General features: G+C 70.7%; 18 protein-coding genes. 7 read left to right on the plus strand and 11 right to left on the minus strand.

The genetic code is table 11. The features are described from left to right. Positions 1–629, minus strand: a 629-nt coding sequence (locus tag MR1_RS05625; protein ID WP_255218104.1) for a cell division protein PerM, incomplete at its 3' end; no start/stop codon positions are given. A gap of 91 nt (positions 630–720) precedes the next feature. Here MR1_RS05625 and MR1_RS05630 point away from each other — a divergent pair. Further along, the gene (locus MR1_RS05630) at positions 721–2,196 is read left to right on the plus strand and encodes an NCS2 family permease (RefSeq protein WP_067243817.1); all 1,476 of its coding nucleotides are present in this window, start codon (positions 721–723) and stop codon (positions 2,194–2,196) included. Between the two features lie 250 nt (positions 2,197–2,446). On the opposite strand, the gene sucD is transcribed toward MR1_RS05630, so the two are convergent. Next, positions 2,447–3,349, minus strand: a complete 903-nt coding sequence (gene sucD, locus MR1_RS05635; RefSeq protein WP_067243819.1) for a succinate--CoA ligase subunit alpha — start codon at positions 3,347–3,349, stop codon at positions 2,447–2,449. 38 nt (positions 3,350–3,387) lie between these two features. Continuing rightward, the gene (gene sucC / locus MR1_RS05640) at positions 3,388–4,554 is read right to left on the minus strand and encodes an ADP-forming succinate--CoA ligase subunit beta (RefSeq protein ID WP_067243821.1); all 1,167 of its coding nucleotides are present in this window, start codon (positions 4,552–4,554) and stop codon (positions 3,388–3,390) included. A gap of 149 nt (positions 4,555–4,703) precedes the next feature. Here sucC and MR1_RS05645 point away from each other — a divergent pair, with 149 nt between their 5' ends. Together MR1_RS05645 and MR1_RS05650 are read left to right on the plus strand one after the other, a co-directional pair. Next, the gene (locus MR1_RS05645) at positions 4,704–5,378 is read left to right on the plus strand and encodes a TetR family transcriptional regulator (protein WP_067243822.1); all 675 of its coding nucleotides are present in this window, start codon (positions 4,704–4,706) and stop codon (positions 5,376–5,378) included. Between the two features lie 247 nt (positions 5,379–5,625). Next, positions 5,626–6,873 (plus strand): acyl-CoA dehydrogenase family protein, encoded by a 1,248-nt coding sequence (locus MR1_RS05650; protein WP_067243823.1) that lies wholly within the window; start codon positions 5,626–5,628, stop codon positions 6,871–6,873. A gap of 43 nt (positions 6,874–6,916) precedes the next feature. Here the strand turns inward: MR1_RS05650 and MR1_RS05655 are convergent, their stop codons facing one another. After that, entirely contained in the window at positions 6,917–7,420 is a 504-nt protein-coding gene (locus tag MR1_RS05655) for a hypothetical protein (protein ID WP_067243825.1), read from the minus strand. A gap of 69 nt (positions 7,421–7,489) precedes the next feature. On the opposite strand from MR1_RS05655, the gene MR1_RS05660 reads away from it, so the two are divergent. Both MR1_RS05660 and MR1_RS05665 read left to right on the plus strand, forming a co-directional pair. Beyond that, entirely contained in the window at positions 7,490–8,938 is a 1,449-nt protein-coding gene (locus tag MR1_RS05660; protein ID WP_067243826.1) for a phytoene desaturase family protein, read from the plus strand. 107 nt (positions 8,939–9,045) lie between these two features. Then, a complete protein-coding gene (locus MR1_RS05665) occupies positions 9,046–10,089 on the plus strand; it encodes an ATP-dependent DNA ligase (RefSeq protein ID WP_067243827.1) in 1,044 nt (347 codons plus the stop codon). Between the two features lie 46 nt (positions 10,090–10,135). On the opposite strand, the gene ligD is transcribed toward MR1_RS05665, so the two are convergent. Next, positions 10,136–11,197, minus strand: coding sequence for a non-homologous end-joining DNA ligase (gene ligD / locus MR1_RS05670; protein ID WP_067243829.1), 1,062 nt, complete (start codon positions 11,195–11,197; stop codon positions 10,136–10,138). 70 nt (positions 11,198–11,267) lie between these two features. Next, positions 11,268–12,164 (minus strand): LysR family transcriptional regulator ArgP, encoded by an 897-nt coding sequence (locus MR1_RS05675; protein ID WP_067243831.1) that lies wholly within the window; start codon positions 12,162–12,164, stop codon positions 11,268–11,270. A gap of 70 nt (positions 12,165–12,234) precedes the next feature. Between MR1_RS05675 and MR1_RS05680 the strand changes: the two genes are divergently transcribed. Next, positions 12,235–12,909, plus strand: a complete 675-nt coding sequence (locus MR1_RS05680; protein WP_067243833.1) for a LysE/ArgO family amino acid transporter — start codon at positions 12,235–12,237, stop codon at positions 12,907–12,909. Here the strand turns inward: MR1_RS05680 and MR1_RS05685 are convergent. From MR1_RS05685 to MR1_RS05705, 5 genes are read right to left on the minus strand one after another with little or no spacing between them, the layout of a single operon-like run. Then, positions 12,878–13,894 carry a carbohydrate kinase family protein gene (locus tag MR1_RS05685; protein ID WP_067243834.1) on the minus strand — a complete coding sequence of 339 codons (1,017 nt, stop codon included), beginning with the start codon at positions 13,892–13,894 and terminating at the stop codon, positions 12,878–12,880. The genes MR1_RS05680 and MR1_RS05685 overlap by 32 nt on opposite strands. Then, positions 13,894–15,084: a trans-sulfuration enzyme family protein gene (locus MR1_RS05690; protein ID WP_067243838.1), complete on the minus strand. Its 1,191-nt coding sequence runs from the start codon at positions 15,082–15,084 to the stop codon at positions 13,894–13,896. The genes MR1_RS05685 and MR1_RS05690 overlap by 1 nt, the downstream gene beginning before the upstream one ends. 49 nt (positions 15,085–15,133) lie before the next feature. Next, positions 15,134–16,051: a carbohydrate ABC transporter permease gene (locus MR1_RS05695; protein WP_217996186.1), complete on the minus strand. Its 918-nt coding sequence runs from the start codon at positions 16,049–16,051 to the stop codon at positions 15,134–15,136. Continuing rightward, entirely contained in the window at positions 16,048–17,034 is a 987-nt protein-coding gene (locus MR1_RS05700; RefSeq protein ID WP_084344395.1) for a carbohydrate ABC transporter permease, read from the minus strand. Before MR1_RS05700 ends, MR1_RS05695 begins: the two co-directional genes overlap by 4 nt. Before the next feature lie 4 nt (positions 17,035–17,038). After that, positions 17,039–18,325 (minus strand): ABC transporter substrate-binding protein, encoded by a 1,287-nt coding sequence (locus MR1_RS05705; RefSeq protein WP_217996187.1) that lies wholly within the window; start codon positions 18,323–18,325, stop codon positions 17,039–17,041. 145 nt (positions 18,326–18,470) lie between these two features. On the opposite strand from MR1_RS05705, the gene MR1_RS05710 reads away from it, so the two are divergent. Then, complete coding sequence (locus MR1_RS05710; RefSeq protein WP_067243840.1) at positions 18,471–19,295, plus strand: MurR/RpiR family transcriptional regulator; 825 nt, start codon at positions 18,471–18,473, stop codon at positions 19,293–19,295. Positions 19,296–19,313 lie beyond the last annotated feature (18 nt).

Here is a 19,313-nt window from a genome sequence, read left to right on the forward strand (position 1 = left end):
GAGCCGACGAGGGCGACCAGCGCGGCGCTCGCGCCGCGGACGGCGTCCCCGGGAACGCCCGCCCAGTCGCCCGCGGCGTCCACCCGGTCGTGCACGGCGTCGACGATCCCGCCGTCCCCGTCGATCCACGCCGTCGCCACGGCGCCGGCGAGCGCCCCGCACAGGTAGGTCAGGGCGGGGAAGATCACGCCGAGGGCCCACGGCGTGGTCGCGACCGCGCCGACGCCGGTGAGCACGACCAGCACCGAGATCGCGGTGAAGGTGAGCACCCCGGCGATTACTCCCGACGGCCACGAGCCGGCGGAGGCCGCCCGACGGCCCGAACGGGCGGCGAAGATCGCGGTGAAGGCGAGGAACAGCAGGGGTGCCAGCGACACGACGAACGACGCCGCCTCGGGGGCGATCCCCACCTCGCGCACGACCGCATCGGGGAGGGCGAGCGAGACCGGCACGCCGTGCCCGAGCTGCCACAGGGTCGACGTGGTCGGCCAGAGCGCGCCCCAGTCCGCGTCGACGCCGAACGCGACGATCCAGGCGACGGTCAGAGGTGCCAGCAGGAGCGCGAGCCCCACCGCGGCGGCGACGGCCGCATCGACGGCGGCGAGGAGCACGATGAGGACGCGAGGCATGACCCCCTGAGCCTACGGGCTCCGGCTCGGAGGACGCTCGGGGCGCGCGCGGGTGTCCCGAGCCGATAACGTCGTGCATCGGAGGTCCCCCATGTCAGCTGTCCCCCCGTCCCCCGTCCCGTCCCCGGAGGCGCTCGCCGAGCCGCGCGGCGCCGTCGACCGCTTCTTCGAGATCACCCGCCGCGGCTCCACTGTCGCCGCGGAGGTCCGAGGCGGCGTCGTGACGTTCGTCACGATGGCGTACATCGTCATCCTGAACCCGATCATCCTGTCCACGACCGCCGACATCGACGGGACGAGACTCGACTTCGCCCAGTTGAGCGCGGTGACCGGCCTCACCGCCGCCGTGATGACGATCCTCTTCGGGCTCGTCGCGCGTCTTCCCTTCGGCTTCGCGGCGGGCCTGGGCATCAACGCCTTCCTCGCCTTCTCCGTGGTCGGGGAGGTCACGTGGGCGGAGGCGATGGGACTCGTCGTGATCAACGGGCTCATCATCGTCCTGCTCAGCGCCACGGGGCTGCGGCGGATGATCTTCGACGCGGTGCCGATGCAGCTCAAGCTCGCGATCACCGTCGGCATCGGTCTGTTCATCGCCTTCATCGGCCTCGTGAACGCCGGGTTCACCACCGCGACCGGCAGCGACTCCCCGCCGGTCGGTCTCGGCGTGGGCGGATCGGTCGCCACGATCCCGACCCTGATCTTCGTCGTGACCCTGCTGCTGACGGCGATCCTCGTGGGTCTGAAGGTCAAGGGCGGCATCCTGATCGGGCTCGTCACCGGCACCGTGATCGCGGTCGTCGTCGAGGCGATCTGGCACCTGGGGCCGAAGGTCTCCGGCGACACCGTGAACCCCGGCGGATGGGGACTGACCGAGCCGAAGCTGCCCGAGCAGCTCCTCGCCGTCCCCGACCTCTCGCTGGTCGGCCAGGTCGACCTCTTCGGCGCGTTCGGCAGGATCGGCGTCCTCGCCGCGCTCATGCTCGTCTTCACCCTGGTCTTCACGAACTTCTTCGACGCCATGGGCACCCTGACGGGCCTCTCCAAGGAGGCGGGCCTCGCCGACGCGGACGGCAACTTCCCGCGGCTGAAGTCCGCGCTGATCGTGGAGGGCGTCGGCGCCGTCGCGGGCGGTCTCACGTCCGGATCGTCGAACACGGTGTTCATCGAGTCCGGCGCCGGGATCGGCGAGGGGGCGCGCACGGGGCTGGCCAACATCGTGACCGGCCTGCTGTTCGCCGTGGCGATGTTCTTCACGCCGCTCGTGTCGATCGTGCCCACGGAAGTCGCCGCCGCGGCGCTGGTCATCGTAGGAGCGCTCATGATGAGCCAGATCCGCCACATCGACCTGACCGACTTCACGGCGCTGTTCCCGGTGTTCGTCACCGTGACCGTGATGCCGATGACCTACTCCATCGCCAACGGCATCGGCGCCGGCTTCATCAGCTGGGTGCTCATCCGCTCCTTCGCCGGGAAGGCACGGGAGATCAGCCCGCTGCTGTGGATCGTCACCGCCGGGTTCGTGGTCTTCTTCGCGCGCGGTCCGATCGAGGCCCTCCTCGCCGGCTGACCCGCCCTCTCCCGTCCCCGGCTCCGTACCGCCGAGACCCCCTCTGCCCGCCGATACCCCCTCAGGGATACGCGTGGGCGAGGGGGTCTCGGCGCGCAGAGGGGGTTTCGGCGTGCACGGGCGCAGGGCGAGCCCGGGAACGGACGCGAGGACCAGAGAGGGACCAGAGGAGCGACGGGGAGCAGAGATGCGCCGGAGACGAAAGAAGGCCCCGAGGTGGAGCTCGGGGCCTTCTCGTCGAGTCTAGCGCTTACAGCGCCGCGATGATCTCGCGCATCAGCGCCGCGGTCTCGGACGGGGTCTTCCCGACCTTGACGCCGGCGGCCTCGAGGGCCTCCTTCTTCGCCTGCGCGGTGCCCGCCGAGCCCGAGACGATGGCGCCGGCGTGGCCCATGGTCTTGCCCTCCGGAGCGGTGAAGCCCGCCACGTAGCCGACGACGGGCTTGGTGACGTTGGCCTTGATGAACTCGGCCGCACGCTCCTCGGCGTCGCCGCCGATCTCGCCGATCATCACGATGGCCTTGGTCTCCGGGTCGGCCTCGAACGCCGCGAGCGCGTCGATGTGGGTCGTGCCGATGACCGGGTCGCCGCCGATGCCGATGGCGGTGGAGAAGCCCAGGTCGCGCAGCTCGAACATCATCTGGTAAGTCAGGGTCCCCGACTTCGACACGAGTCCGATCGGGCCCTTTCCGGTGATGTTGGCCGGGGTGATGCCCGCCAGCGCCTCGTCCGGCGTGATGATGCCGGGGCAGTTCGGGCCGATGATCCGGGTCTTGCCGCCCTTCTCCACCGCGTACGCCCACGCCTCCGCGGAGTCGCCGACGGGAACGCCCTCGGTGATGACGACGAGCAGGGGGATCTCGGCGTCGATGGCTTCGATCATCGCGCTCTTGGTGAACGCCGGGGGCACGAACGCGACGGAGACGTTCGCACCGGTCTTCTCGATGGCCTCCTCGACCGAGGCGAAGACCGGCAGCTCGACGGCGTTGCCGTCCTTGTCGGTGTGCGAGACCGTGGTGCCGGCCTTGCGCGCGTTCACGCCGCCGACGATGTTCGTGCCGGCCTTGAGCATGAGCGCGGTGTGCTTGGTGCCCTCGCCGCCCGTGATGCCCTGGACGATGACCTTGGAGTCCTTGTTGAGGTAGATCGACATTTCTCTAATCCTTATCCGGTCGCTGAGCTCGTCGAAGGTCAGGCGTTCGCCAGTTCGGCGGCCTTGTCGGCGCCCTCGTCCATGGTGGCGGCCAGGGTGACGAGCGGGTGGTTCGCGCTCGCGAGGATCGCACGCCCCTCCTCGACCTGGTTGCCGTCGAGACGGACGACCAGCGGCTTCGTGGCGGCGTCGCCGAGGATCTCCAGCGCCTTGACGATGCCCTCCGCCACGGCGACGCACGAGGTGATGCCGCCGAAGACGTTCACGAAGACGCTCTTGACCTGGGGGTCGCCCAGGATGACGTCCAGCCCCGCGGCCATGACGGTCGCGGAGGCGCCGCCGCCGATGTCCAGGAAGTTCGCGGGCTTGACGCCGCCGTGGTTCTCGCCGGCATAAGCGACGACGTCCAGGGTCGACATGACCAGGCCCGCGCCGTTGCCGATGATCCCGACCTGGCCGTCGAGCTTGACGTAGTTGAGACCGGACTCCTTGGCCTTGGCCTCGAGCGGGTCCTCGGTCGCCTTGTCGGCGAGCTCCTCGTGCTGCGGGTGGCGCACCTCGCTCGCGTTGTCGTCGAGGGAGACCTTGCCGTCGAGGGCGATGACGTCGCCCTCCTCCGTCAGCACGAGCGGGTTGACCTCGACGAGCGTCGCGTCCTCGCCCTTGTAGACCTCGTAGAGCTTCACGAACACGTCCGAGACGGCGTCCAGGAGCTCCTCGGGGAAGTTCGCGGCCTTCGCGATCTCCAGCGCCTTGTCCTTGTCGATCCCCGTGAGCGGGTTGACCTCGATACGCGCCAGCGCCTCGGGCTTCTCGACCGCGAGCTGCTCGATCTCCATGCCGCCCTCGACCGAGCAGAGATTCAGGTACGAGCGGTTGGCGCGGTCCAGCAGCACCGAGAAGTAGAACTCCTTGGCGATGCGGGCGCCGGCGGCGACCATCACGCGTCGGACCACGTGGCCCTTGATGTCGAGGCCGAGGATGGCCTTGGCGGCCTCGTACGCCTCGTCCGGGGTCTTGGCGACCTTGACACCGCCCGCCTTGCCGCGGCCTCCGGTCTTGACCTGCGCCTTGACGACGACCACGCCGCCGAGCTTCTCGGCCGCTGCCTTCACCTCCTCGGGGGTGTCGGCGACGATGCCGGCGAGAACCGGCACTCCGTAGGATTCGAAAAGGTCTCGTGCCTGGTACTCGTAGAGATCCACAGTGCAGTCCTTCGCTGGTTGCGGCGGGTGGGACGCGACAGGTGCTGTCGGGTGTCGATATCATTCGACCCGATCCCCCAGCCTACTACCGCGGATCCGCGCCCCCGACCGCCGTGGCGCGCACCGCGAGGGGGCTAGGCTCTCCTGCTATGACCGAGCACGCCGACGTGTCCCCCACGCGCACCGCCGTCGTCGCGGCGGCGCTGGAGCTGTTCGCCACGCGCGGCTTCGACGCGACCTCGGTCGAGCAGATCGCCAAGGCCGCGGGGATCTCGCGCTCGACGTTCTTCCGGCAGTTCGGCGGCAAGGACGACGTGATCTTCGCCGACCACGAGGAGATGCTGACGTCCCTGCGCACGTACCTCGACAAGCCGCACGCGAACCCGTGGGTCGCGGTGTGCGAGGCCTCGGTCATGGTCTTCCGGCGCTTCGCCGCGGATCCGGAGCTCGCCCGGCGGCGCTACCAGGTGGTGCGCCAGGTGCCGACCCTGCGCGACCGGGAGATCGTCACGGTCTTCCGCTACGAGCGTCTGTTCGACGAGTACCTGCGCCGTTCGCTGCCCGGCCTCGATCCGCTCGATGCGGTGAGCTTCGCCGCCATCGTGACCGCCGTGCACAACCACGTGCTGCGGCGGCTGCTGCGCGGAGCCCGCACGCCGGTCTCGGTCCTCCGCCGCGCTCTCGATGACGCGATGCGTCGTTTCGGGGTCCACCCGGACGACGCCGCGACCCCCGGGGAGGACGCCATGGTCGTGGCGCTCTTCCCGCGCACCATGCCGTTGGCCGAGATCACGCGACGCCTTCGCCAGGACCTCGCCGACTGACCGCGTTCCACTCCCGCTCCCCGACGGTTCGGGGCGCGTTGCCGGGCGTCGGGGTCTGCGACGGGGCGGATCCGTCCCATACCCCGCCCTGAATCGCGCGGGGAACGCGCACGATTCCGAAGAGTGGGGAGAACCGGCGCGCCTTCCGCTCTGTGCAGGGCGAGCGGTGCCGGGAGCGGCGAACGCGGTACGCTGTTCCATGCGACGTGAGACTCAGTCTCATTCCCTCGTCGCTTCGGAGGACCCCATGAGCAACGAAGCCCCCTTCCCCGGCGAGCGCGTCTCGTCCTACACGCTGACCGGTCGGCGCGACACCGACTACTACGCCGTCTTCGCCGACATCCCCGAGGAGGACCGCGCCGCGTGGGACCGTGCGCGCGCCTACGTCGACGAGGTGGCGCCCCGGATGACGGAGGCCTGGGACAAGGCGGAGTATCCGCTCGAGGCTGCGCGGGCGATGGGCGCCTACGACCTCGTCGTCGACGGCGTGGTTCACCCGACGCTCACTCCCATGAGCCCGCTCGCCGCCGGCCTGGTGAACATGGAGATCTCGCGGGGGGACGGATCCCTCGGCACGATCCTCGCGGTCCAGGGGGGCCTTGCCCTGCGCACGCTCGCGCTCTTCGGCAGCCCGGCGCAGCAGGAGCGCTGGCTCGGCCCGCTCGCCGACGCGAGCGTCCTCGGCTCGTTCGCCCTGACGGAGCCGGATCACGGCTCCGACTCGGTCTCGCTGGAGACCACCGCGCGCCGGGTCGCCTCGCCGGACGGGAACGGCGAGTGGGTCATCCGCGGGGCGAAGAAGTGGATCGGCAACGGTGCGTCCGGCGGGATCACGTTCGTCTGGGCGCGCGTGGAGGACGAGGGCGCCGACGACCACGGCGCGGTGCGCTGCTTCCTCGTCGAGCAGGACCGCCAGGGGTACGAGGGGACCGTGATCACCGGCAAGGCCTCGCTGCGCGGCATCTTCCAGGCGCACATCCGCCTCGACGACGTCCGCGTGCCGCTGGACGCCGTGCTCCCGGGGGCGAAGAGCTTCAAGGACGCGTCGACGGTGCTGTACGCGACGCGATCCGGCGTGGCCTGGTCCGCGCTCGGCCACGCCACAGCCTGCTACGAGGCGGCCCTGACGTACGCCACCGAGCGCATCCAGTTCGGCAAGCCCCTGGCGAAGTTCCAGATGGTCCAGGAGCGGCTGACGCACATGCTCGAGGACCTCACCGCCATGCAGCTGTACTGCCGCCGGATGGCCGACATGGATGCGGCCGGGACGCTGCGACCGACCCAGGCGTCGCTGGCGAAGTTCCACAACACGCGGGCCGCGCGCCGGATCGCCGCCACCGCACGCGACCTCCTCGGCGGCAACGGGATCCTGCTCGAGAACGGCGTCATGCAGCACATGGCGGACATCGAGGCGATCCACACCTATGAGGGGACGGAGAGCGTGCAGGCGCTGCTCATCGGTCGCGACATCACCGGGATGAGCGCGTTCGTCTGAGCGCGATCGGGTGTGAGCGCGTCCGCTCGCACCGGCGCAGGTCTCAGTCGCAGGCGCAGCCGCCGGCGGGGGTGCGCACCATGAAGCAGACGTCGCACACGCCGTAGTCGCGCTCCTCCACCGGCTTCGGCTTCGGGGCTCGGGGCTCGGCCCGCGCGACCCGGGGCCCCGCTGACGGCCGGGGCGTCCGCCGGGCGGCGGCGGACGAGGACGACGCGGGCAGCTCGCTCGGATGCACCACGTAGAAGTACGGCGCCCGGCCCTCGCTGGGCAGCAGCGGCAGCGGCCGGGACCCGACGACGACCTGCTCGTCCTCGGTGAACCCGTTCGTGTAGGTGCGTCCGATGTGCAGCGGCGCGCCGTCGCCGCGACGCAGAGCCTCGATGTAGCGGCCCCGGTCGATGAAGGACGTGATGCCGACGGCGTCCACGACCGCCGTGATGAACGCGTGGTTCTCCGGAGGGATCCGGTGCGCGCGCAGAGCGTCGGCGAGGGACTTGTAGGGGCGGGAGGTTCCGGTGGGGGTGGGCCCCTGCACTTCGTTCATCCCTTCCAGGATCGCACGTCCCGGGCGGTCCGTCCGCCCCGATCGGAACGCGCGTGACAGACTGGCCTCATGCCCCGCGCCACCGTGATCGGAAGCGGCCCGAACGGGCTCGCCGCCGCCGTCAGCCTCGCCCGCGCCGGATACTCCGTGCACGTGCGGGAGGCCGCCGCCGGCATCGGTGGCGGCGTCCGCAGCGAGGAGCTCACCCTCCCCGGCTTCGTGCACGACGTGTGCTCCTCGGTGCACCCGGTCGCCTACGCCTCGCCGTTCTTCCGCGCGTTCGGCCTCGACCGGTTCGACTGGATCATTCCCGAAGCGGCATATGCGCATCCGCTGGACGACGGACGCGCGGCCGTCGCGTGGCACGACATCGAGCGGACCGCGGAGGAGCTGGGGCCGGACGGACGCGCCTGGCTGGCACTGCTGCGTCCCCTCAGCCGGCACATCGACGGGGTCACGGACTTCACCGGCTCGCCGCTGCTGCGGTTCCCGCGGCACCCCGTGACCGCCGCACGCTTCGGGCTGCGGGTGCTGGAGCAGGGGACCCCCCTGGCCGCGCGGACGTTCCGCACCCCCGAGGCGCAGGGATTGATCGCGGGCGTGATGGCCCACGCGAACACGGCACTCCCCTCGCTCAGCGGTGCGGGGGCCGGGGTGATGCTCGCGGCCCATGCGCACGCGGGCGGCTGGGTGTACCCGCGCGGCGGGGCCCAGCACCTCGCGGACGTGCTCGCCGCCGACCTGCGTGCCCATGGCGGCACGATCGAGACCGGTGCGCACGTGACCGATCTCGCGGCGCTCGACTGGGGCGACCCCGACGCCGGCGACCTGCTGATGCTGAACACCTCCCCGCGACTGCTGCTCACCCTGCCGAACGTCCCCGAACGGTATGCCCGCGCGATCCGCGCATACCGATACGGCGCCGCGGCGGCGAAGGTGGACTTCGCGCTCGACGGTCCGGTCCCGTGGGCGAACCCCGAGGTGGCCCTCGCCCCGACCGTGCACGTCGGCGGACCCCGCACCGAGGTCTGGGCGAGCGAGAACGCCGTGGCCCGCGGGGGCGTGAGCCGTACGTCGTACGCCCTGACCGTGCAGGCCTCCGTGCTCGACCCGACCCGCGCCCCCGAGGGCAAGCACACCCTGTGGTCGTACATCCACGTCCCGGCCGACTCGGATCTGGATGCGACGGAGATCATCACGCGCCGGATCGAGCGTTTCGCGCCGGGCTTCCGGGACCGGATCCTCGCCTCGCACGCGGTCACGGCGCGCGAGCGCGTGCACATCAACCCGGCCGAGATCGGCGGGGACATCCTCGGCGGCGCGTTCACCCTGTGGCAGGCCGTGAAGCGTCCGGTCGTCTCCCCCGCGCCGTGGCGCACGCCGATGCGCGGCGTCTACCTCGCCTCGGCCGCGACGCCTCCCGGCCCGGGCGTCAACGGCATGGCGGGCTGGTTCGCCGCGCGCACCGCCCTGGCCGACGCGGGAGAACCCGCCGAGCTCGCCGACCTCTTCGGCTGAGCTCGCATCGAGTGGTCAGTTTCTGTGGGTTGAATCGCCCCGAACCCGCAGAAAGTGACCACTCGACGGGCGTGACGCGGGGCGAGGCGACGGGGCAGGATGGTGCCATGCGCTACGAGATCCCGGCCCCGATGCTCGCGAAAGCCGCGACGGCGGTCCCCGACCCGGCGAAGGTCGACGGCGGGCTGCTGTACGAGCCGAAGTGGGACGGCTTCCGCGGGCTCGTGGCGTGGGACGGAGAGGAGCTGGAGATCGGCTCCCGGGGCGCCAAGCCGCTGACCCGCTACTTCCCCGAGCTCGTCGACGCGCTCTCGTCCGCCCTCCCCGGTCCCTGCCTGCTCGACGGGGAGATCGTCGTTCCCACGGGCCCGCCGGGCTCGCAACGGCTGGACTGGGAGGCGCTGAGCCAGCGCATCCACCCCGCGGCCTCCCGGGTGCAGCGCCTCGCCGTGGAGACGCCCGCGCTGTTCGTGGCCTTCGACCTCCTCGCCGTCGGCGACGAGGACCTCCAGTCCCTGCCCTTCGCGCAGCGCCGCGCGCGGCTGGAGGATCTCATCGGCGGATCCGCTCCTCCCCTCCATCTCACCCGCACGACCCAGGATCCGGACCTCGCCCGTCGCTGGCTCGCCGAGTTCGAGGGCGCGGGACTCGACGGCATCGTCGCCAAGCCGCTCGCCCAGCCGTATGCGCCGGGCAAGCGCACGCTGATCAAGGTCAAGCACGCGCGCACCGCCGACGTGGTGGCGCTCGGCTACCGCATCCACAAGAGCGGGTCCGGGGTGGGATCCCTGCTCGTGGGGCTCTACGGCGAGGACGGCGAGCTCCGCCAGGTCGGCGGGGTGGCGGCATGGAGCGACGCGATGCGGCAGCAGCTCGTCGAGGAGCTGGATCCGCTCGTGGAGCGGGACGAGACCGGCGAGGCGGTGACCGGCGAAGGAGAGCGGTCCCGCTTCTCCGGCGCCAAGGACGTGTCCTTCGTGCGACTGCGTCCGGAGCGCGTGCTCGAGGTCCGCTACGACCAGCTCGAGGGGTGGCGCTTCCGCCACACCGTGCAGTTCGACCGTTGGCGTCCGGATCGGGATCCGCGATCGTGCACGTACGAGCAGCTCGAGACGGTCGCCGGCTACGATCTCGCCGACGTCCTGACCTGACGACGCAGACGGCGACGGGCGACCGTGCCGCGGAGGCGGACCCGTCTCAGTCGGCGATCCGGTTGCCCTCGGCGTCCCAGTTCGCGTCCACCCGCTTGCTCGGCTGGACGCGGGGCGGCTCGCCGGGCATCTTCGGGAACTCCGGCGGGAACGGCATCTCACCGAGGCCGTTGTCCACATCGCGCTCCCACCACTGCAGGAGGGTGTCGATGCGTCCGGGTGCGTCCTGCAGGGTCGCCCACGGGTCCCCCGTCTCGGCGAGGCGCCCCGGGATCGTCCGGACGGTGAAGCGGGTCGGATCCAGCTCGTCCAGCTCGTCCCAGTGGATCGGGGTCGACACGGGCGCCCAGGGCAGCGCTCGCGGACTGTATGCGCCGGCCATCGTGCGGTCGCGGTTGGCCTGGTTGAAGTCGACGAAGATCCGCTCCCCGCGCTCCTCCTTCCACCACGCGGTCGTGACCCGGTCGGGCATCCGCCGCTCGAGCTCGCGACCGGCCGCGATCACGGCGTGCCGGACGACGAGGAACTCGTGCTCGGGCACGATCGGGCAGAAGACGTGCAGGCCCCGGTTCCCGCTCGTCTTGATGTACGGCTCCAGGCCCGCCTCCCGGAGGACCGAACGCAGCTCGTGCGCGGCCGCGACGGCCTCGGCGATGCCTGTTCCCGGCTGCGGGTCCAGGTCGATCCGCAGCTCCACCGGGTTGTCGGTGTCCGCGGCGAGCGACGCCCAGGGGTGGAACACGACGGTGTTCATCTGGACCGCCCAGACGATCGCGGCGGCCTCCGTGAGCACGATCTGCGGATGCTTGCGTCCGCTGTTGTACGTGCACATGACGCTCTCGACGAAGTCCGGCGTCCCCTTGGGCGGGTTCTTCGAGAAGAAGCTCTCGCCGCCGATCCCGTCGCGGAACCGCTCCAGGGAGACCGGGCGGTTCCCGTTCGCGGCGAGGAACGGCTCGGCGACCGCCTGGACGTAGTCCGCGAGCTCTGCCTTCGTGATCGGGCCGCCGTCCGCGTCGGGCCAGACGGCGCGGTTCGGGCTCGAGAGGTCCAGGGTGCGGTCGCCCTTCGGGCCGGGGACGGTCAGCGTGATGCGCTCGGAGGCCATGCCACGACCCTATGGCCCCGAGAGCGGGCTGACCAGGCCCCGGACCACGGGACGCGCGGGGGGACGCGCGTCACCGCAGCAGGAGGGAGGCGTGGTCGCGGACCTCACCGGCGATCGCGTCGAGCAGCGGCGAGCGCAGGTTCCATTGCTGCCAGAACAGGGGCACGGCCGTCTCGCTGTCGTCGAGCCGGACGAGCTCGCCGGAGACGAGCGCCGGCTCGGCCTGGACGACCGGCAACAGGCCCCAGCCGAGGCCGAGGCGGACCGCGACGGCGAAGTCGTGCGACGCGGGCACGTAGTGTCGCGGCACGCTCCAGGGGTCCACGTCGCGTGCTCGCAGCCAGTCGTGCTGGAGGGAGTCCCTCCGGTCGAAGTCGACGAACGGCGCGGTCGCGAGTGCGTCCGAGGTGAGGCCTCGGGAGAACCACCGGTCCCGGTATTCCCGGGTCGCCACGGGCACGTAGCGCAGGCTTCCCAGCCCGGCCACCGTGCACCCGCCGACGGGCACGGACTCCGAGGTCACCGCGGCCATCACGGTGCCGCTTTCCAGCAGCCGGGCGGTGAAGCTCTGGTCGTCGCGGTGCAGGTCGAACTCGACGCGGTGGAGCTGCGCGATGCGCGCCAGCGGCGGCAGGAACCAGGTCGCCATGGAGTCGGCGTTGACGGCGAGCGGGACGCGGATCCGCACATCCGTCTCGCCCCCGTCCGCGGCGAGGCCGAAGCCCGCGATCGTGTCCCGCTCGAGCAGCGAGATCTGCCGCCCGAAGCGGGCGACCGCCTCACCGGCCTCCGTGGCGCGCACGGGTTTGGACCGGACCAGCAGCACGCGGCCGAGATCCTCCTCCAGGGTCTTGACCCGCTGGCTCACGGCCGAGGGTGTCACGTGCAGTCGCCGAGCGGCGGCATCGAACGTCCCCTCGTCGAGAACGGCCGCCACGGTCTCGGCCAGGATCGGATCCAGTCTCATGAAGTCATGCTAATGATCATTAAGGAATCTTCGCTGGATCTACGGATGCACCGCCGCCTAACCTCGGGACATGCTCACCGTGCTCGCCGGCCTCGGACTCGGCCTCTCCCTCATCGTCGCCATCGGCGCCCAGAACGTCTTCGTCCTGCGCCAGGGGCTGCGGCGCGAGCACGTCCTCCCCGTCGTCCTGATCTGTGCCCTCTCCGACGCGGTGCTCATCGTGGCCGGGGTGGCCGGGCTCGGCTTCCTCGTCCAGTCCGCGCCGTGGCTGGTCGCGGTCGCCCGCGTCGCCGGCGCGGCGTTCCTCGTCGTCTACGGGCTGCTCGCCGCGCGGCGGGCGTGGCGGGGAGGCGAGTCCCTCACCGCGCCCGCGACGGAGAGACCCACGCCGCAGGGCGTGAGCCCGAGCGGAGCCGCGGGGGGAACCGCGACCCTGACGCGCGGCACCGGACTGCGCACCACCGTCGTCACCGTCCTCGCGCTCACCTGGCTCAATCCCCACGTGTACCTCGACACGGTCCTGATGCTGGGCTCCGTCGCCGCGACGCACGCAAGCGAGCGCTGGCTGTTCGCCCTCGGGGCGATCACCGCCAGCGTCCTGTGGTTCACAGCCCTGGGGTTCGGCGCCCGCTACCTCGGCCGGTGGCTGCGCACACCGCGGGCCTGGCGCCTCCTGGACGCCGGGATCGCCGTCGTGATGATCGCCCTGGGCATCAGCCTCGTGCTCCCCCTGGTCGGGGGCTGAGCACCGCGCTCACAGCATCACGGACCGGTGCGGGGAGGTCGTCGAGCGCCGCTCGGATGCCGTCGATCCCCGGCAGCCCGGCGCCTGCTCCGGGCACGGCCACGGCTGCGGCGCCGCAGACGTTCGCCAGGGCGCCGACGACCATCGGGTCCGTCGCGCCTCTGAGCAGTCCGGCGATCAGCCCCGCGCAGAACGAGTCTCCGGCCCCGGTCGTGTCGACGGGGCGGACCGTCGGGACCGGTGCCCGCACCGCGCCCGAGGCGGTGCACAGGAGCGAACCCGCCGAGCCCCCGGTCAGAGCCACGACCGAGGGCCCGCACACAAGGATCGCCCGCGCCGCGGCCTCGTCGTCGCTCTCCGTCGTCAGCCGCCGCGCGTCCGCAGCCCCGACGACGATGACATCCACCAGGCGGAGAAAGTCGCGCAGCACGGCCGGCACTGCGGAGACCGGGTCCACGGGCACGTCCAGCGAGACCGTCATCCCCGCCGCGCGCGCACGCCGCGCCGCCTCCTGCGCGGCGGACCGCTGCGGCTCTGCCAGGAGGGCGTACCCGGACACGTGCAGGTGCGCCGCGCCGGCGAGGTCCGTCGGCACGTCGGCCGAGCGCAGTTCGGCGCTCGCCCCGCGGTAGGCGAACATGGTGCGCTCCCCGTCGGGCGTCACCGTGATGACGTTGAGCGAGGTGGCCTCCATGCCGCTGCGCCGGACGAAGCCGGTGTCCACGCCTTCCGCGGCAAGACCCGAGATCGCCTCGGCTCCCCGATCGTCGTCTCCCACGCACGCCACGAGAGCCGCGCGCACGCCGAGCCTCGTGAGCATGACCGCCGTGTTGGCGGCGGATCCGCCGAACCCGATCCGCTGACGCGTCGCCACCCCGTCGCCGCCCGGCGCGGGGTACGCCGGGATGTCCAGGTGGAGATCGACGTTGAGGTCGCCGAGCAGCACGACCTCGGTGCGCACGTCCCGGGCGTCCGTGTCGGGCATCAGTCCCCGAGCGCCTGGGCGAAGTCGGCGATGAGGTCGTCGATCCTCTCGATGCCGACGGACACGCGGATCATGCCCTGGGTCACGCCCATCTGCTGCCTCTCCTCCTCGGGGATGTCGAGGAAGGCCATTGTCGCAGGGAGTTGCGTGACCGTGCGCACGCCGCCGAGACTGGCCGCGAACGACGCGAGCCGCAGGCTCTTGCACACCTGCGCCGCCTCCTCCTCGGTGCCCACGCTGAACGCGAGCATCGCCCCGGGCGAGTCCAGCTGCTCACGCGCCGCCGCGTACTGGGGGTGCGACGGGTGGCCCGGGTAGTACACCCGCCGCACCTTCGGGTGCGCGTCGAGCCACTCCACCAGCCGGCCCGCGTTCTCCGTCATCCGCTCCACCCGCAGGGGCAGCGTCTGGATGCCCCGCAGCAACAGCCAGGCGTTGAACGGCGACAGCGCTCCGCCCAGCTTCGTGAGCGTGTTCCAGCGGATCTGCTCCAGCCAGTCCTCGGGGAGGATCTCGGAACGGATGCTGATGATCCCGCCCACCGCGTCGTTGTGCCCGCCGATGAACTTCGTCGCGCTCTCCAGCACGATGTCGACACCGTGCTCGTGCGGGCGGCAGACGACGGGGCTGGCGAAGGTGTTGTCGCAGATCACGACGATCCCGCGCTCGTGCGCGAGGGCGGCGATCTCCCCGAGGGGAGCGACCTTCATGGTCGGGTTCGCGATGGTCTCCACGTACACGGCCTTGGTCTCCGGGCGGATCGCCGCCCGGACGGCGCCCACGTCGGAGGAGTCGACGAAGGTGACCTCGATCCCGAAGTCCTGGATCCGGTGGTCGAAGAACTCGTGCGTGGAGCTGTAGGTGGTGAGGTCGACGACGACGTGATCGCCCACCTTCAGCAGCCCCAGGACCGCGTGCGAGACCGCCGCCATGCCCGAGGCCACGGCGAGCGCGTCCGTCGCGCCCGAGATGAGCGCCATCTGGTCGTCGAGCTTGTACTCGTTGGGGTTCCCGCACCGGCTGTAGATGTTGACGCTGCGGCGCGCGCCGTCGACCACCCGGTCGTAGGCGTCGCCGTCGTACTGGTAGTTGGCCGACATGAAGATCGGGTAGCTGATCGACTGCGTGCTCTCCTCGGGCGAGTAGAACACGGCTCGGCTGGCGAGGCTCAGCTCGTGCGGGTTGTCCACGGAGCGTCCTTTCTGTTCGACGTGCGGGGCTCCGGCGTGCGCCGGGAGGTCATTGCTTGAGCGCGCCGCTCGTCAGCCCTCCGATGACATGGCGCTGGAACACCAGGTACACGAGGAAGGAGCCGAGCGCGGCGAGGAGGATCGCGGCGAGCAGCACGGGGTAGTTCGTGGTGCGCTCCCCGACGAAGTCGGTGAGCCCGAGCGGCAGCGTCTTGCGCTCCGGGCTGTTGAGGATCACGAGCGGGAAGAGGAAGTCGTTCCACACCCAGATGACGTTGACGATGCCTGTCGTGAACATCGCAGGCTTCGCGATCGGCACCATCACCCGGGCGAACACCGTCAGCTCGGACGCGCCGTCGATGCGGGCCGCCTCGATCAGATCGCGCGGCACCGTCGCGAAGAACCCCCGCATGATGAGCACGGAGATCGGCAGGTTGAAGGCGACCGTGGGGAGGATCACGCCCGGCAGGGTGTCCAGCATCCCCATCTCCCGGATGATCGCGACCAGCGGGACCAGCGCGATGTAGGCGGGGATCGCCATCGCGACGAGCATGATCAGCTCCACCGCCGGCATCCACCGGGTGCGGTACACGACGAAGGCGTAGCCCGCGGCGGTGGCGATCGCGACCGTGACGAGCACGGAGGCCAGCGTCACGAGCAGCGAGTTCCCGGCGTACAGGGCGAGCGACCCGTCCGCCAGCGCGGTGGCGTAGTTGTCCCATTGCAGGGCGGAGGGCAACGACCAGACCGACCCCTGGAACTCCTGGTTCGTCTTGAAGGAGCTGTACAGCATCCAGACGAACGGGAACAGCACGATGAGGAGGTGGACGCCCAGGAGCACCAGGACGGTGACCGTGCCCCACCCGAGCCGGGTGCGCGGCAGGCGCTCACGCTCGCGCCGCCGCTCCTGCCTGCGTGTGTGTCGCCGCTCGTCGGGGACCACGACGGCCATGGTCGCCTGGCTCATCGCATGACCTCCTTCGTCGTCCGCACCCGGCCGCCCGGCGTCCGGGGCCGCGACACAGCGAGCACGAAAACGCCGACGACGACAGTGATGAGCAGCTGGGCGATGCCGATCGCCGAGGCGTATCCGGCCTCGAAGTTCCCGAACCCGGTCTTGAAGAGGTAGGTCGAGACCACGTCCGTGGCGTTGCTGGGCCCGCCCCGGGTCATGACGAAGACGAGGGAGAACGTCTTGAACGAGGTCACGACCGCCAGGAGCACGGTCGCCTGCACGTTGGAGCGGATCATCGGGACGCTGATCCCGAAGAACGTGCGGAAGTGCCCGGCCCCGTCCAGCGACGCCGCCTCGTACACCGACTCGTCCACGTCCTGGAAGGCCGCGACGAACAGCAGGATGTAGAGGCCCAGATACGTCAGGTTCATGACCACCAGCACGGCGGGCATCGCCAGGTTCTTGTCTCCCAGCCACCCCTGCGCGAGATCTCCGAGGCCGATGACGCGAAGGAACCCGTTGAGCAGGCCGAAGTACGGGTTGTAGACGAACTGCCAGAGCAGGCCGATGCAGATCTCGCTGATGACGACCGGGATGACGTAGAGGAACATCGCGGCCCGCTTGAACCGCGGGATCACCCGCACGAGCCAGTACGCGATCACCATTCCCAGGCCCACCTGGAAGACGATCGCCGCGAGCGCGATGAGGACGTTGTTGCGCAGGGAGGTCCAGAAGATCCCGTCCCCGAGGAGGCGGGCGAAGTTGTCCAGCCCGGCCCACTCGCGGGGAGAGAAGCCGTCCCACACGAAGAACGAGAGCATCCCGGCGTTGGCCAGCGGGTATGCGACGAACACCGCGAGGAATCCCAGCGCGGGGACGAGGAACGCGACCGCGATCAGCGATTCCCGTCGTTTGGCCCGGTGCAGCCCGCCGCGACGGGAGCCCGCCGGCGCGCTCAGCGCGAGCGCTCCGGCCGCTCGGTCGTCCCTGCCCATCCGCTCACTCCCCCGCGGCCACGGCCTCGTCGATCGCGGCGACGGCCTGCTGCGCGTCGACGGATCCCTCGATGAGGCCCTGCAGCGTCGAGTAGTAGAGGGTGGTGGCCTTGGGCGGCAGGGCGGTGTCGTAGAACGCGTCGAGGTGACCGGCCGGCTCGATGATGTCGGAGACGACGCCGGACAGGATCGGGCCCGCCACATCCGGGGTCGTCGCGCCCTGCAGCGTCACCATCGTCTTGCGCAGCTCGACGTACTTCTTCATGACCTCGGGGCTGGTGATGTAGCGGAGGAAGTCGGCGGCCAGCGGGTTGTCCGCCGCCTTGTCGGACATCGCGAACGCGGCGGCGACGCCGGCCAGGGTGTCGGTCTGGTCACCGGCGCCCCCGGTGATGCTCGGGAACGGGAAGTACCCGAGCTCGAACCCGTCCGGAGCATCGGCCGACATGCCGATCTGCCACGTGCCGTTGAGCACCATCGCCGCCTGGCCGTTGAGGAACAGCAGGTTGGCCTCCTGGTCCGACATCCCGTTCGCGCCGGTGGGGAGGTACTTCCGGTCGGCGAGGGTCTGCAGCGGTTCCGCGCCCTTCGGGTCGAAGGCGATGTCGCCGCCGTTCAGGAAGTCGGTGACCTGCCCGCTGCCCTTCGTGCGCATCTGCCCGTACTGGAACCAGAACGTGGCCGGCCAGCTGTCCTTGTTGCCGAGGGCGACCGGAACCACGCCGTCGGCCGCGATCCGCTCGCTCAGGCTCAGGAACTCGTCCCAGGTCGTCGGAGTCTTCCATCCCTTCTCCTCGAACAGGGCCTTGTTGTACCAGACCACCGCGGCGTCGATGTCGATCGGGACGGCATAGGTCGAGCCGTCGAAGGTGACGGACTCCATCGCCGACGGCAGGAAACCGTCGCCCCAGCCGTCCTTCGCGAGCTCGTCGTCGAGCTTCGCGACCTGTCCGCTCTTCACGAAGGCGTCGAGGAAGCCCCCGGGCAGCGTGTAGAAGACGTCGGGGACGTCGCCCGTCGACATCGCGGTCTGCAGCTTGGTCTTGTAGGAGGACTGCTCGGCGGAGACCTCCTTGATCGTCGCGTCGGGGTGCTCCTTCTTGAAGCCGTCCATCGCCCAGGTCATGAACTCGACCTTGTCCTCCTGGCCGGCGTAGGCGTGCCAGATCGTCAGGGCATCCCCGCCGCCTCCTGCGGACGATGCGGATCCGGCGCCCACGCAGCCGGACAACGCCACGAGCGCTCCGACGGCGAGCGCCGCCACAGCGGTGGTGCGGAGATGACTGTTCACGGGAACTCCTTCGGACGGCACTGTCGGTGAAAGTGGTATCACTATATGCTCATCTGAATTGATGTGGTAGCACCACTTTTCGATCCGCCGAGGAACGAGGGAGGCGAGGATAGGACGCATGGCACCCCATGAGAAGGCTGGAGCGATGACGCTCCTGCGTGCAGCCCTGCCGAGCCTGTCCGCCACGGAGCGACGTGTCGCGGACTGGATCCTCACCCGTCCGGAGCACTTGCTCGAGGCCTCGATGCTGGACGTCGCCCAGGCGTGCGACGTCAGCGACACGACCGTGCTGCGCATGTGCCGCAACGCCGGCTTCGCGGGCTTCACGGATCTGAAGCTCGCTCTCGCTCGTGATCTCGCGACCCCGATGCAGCTCATCCACGACGACATCGCGGACGGCGACGACCCGATGACGATCGCGCGGAAGGTCTTCGCCCACGCGTCCCTCTCCCTGCAGGACACCGCGAACGTGATCGACGCGGACGGATTCGCCTCCGCCCTCGATCTGCTCGACGGGGCGCGCGGCGTCCTTGTCGGCGGCGTCGGCACGTCGGGCGTCGTCGGGCAGTCGTTCTACCAGCGCTGCCGGCGGCTCGGGATCAGCTGCGATGCCCCGCAGGACGCCCAGGTGCAGAACATCCATGCGGCCCTGCTCGGACCGGGGGACCTCGCCGTCGCGATCTCGTACTCGGGCGAGACGCGGTCCGTGGTGAGCATGGCCGAGGGCGCCCGCCGCGCCGGCGCCAAGGTGCTCGCGGTCACCGGGAACCGCGACTCGCATCTGGCGAAGGCTGCCGACGTCGTGCTCCAGAGCGTCTCGCATGAGACGCGCAATGAGCCGATCGCCGCCCGGCTCTGTCAGCTCACGCTGCTCGACGCCCTCTGCGTCGCGTACAGTCACCGGCATCTGGCCGACGTGCTCGCCCGGGATCAGCGCGCCGCCCAGGCGATCGTCGAGAGCTCCTTCTAACCTCCCCACCCCAGCATC

The sequence above is a fragment of the Microbacterium resistens NBRC 103078 genome, from assembly GCF_001552355.1.
Taxonomy (GTDB): domain Bacteria; phylum Actinomycetota; class Actinomycetes; order Actinomycetales; family Microbacteriaceae; genus Microbacterium; species Microbacterium resistens.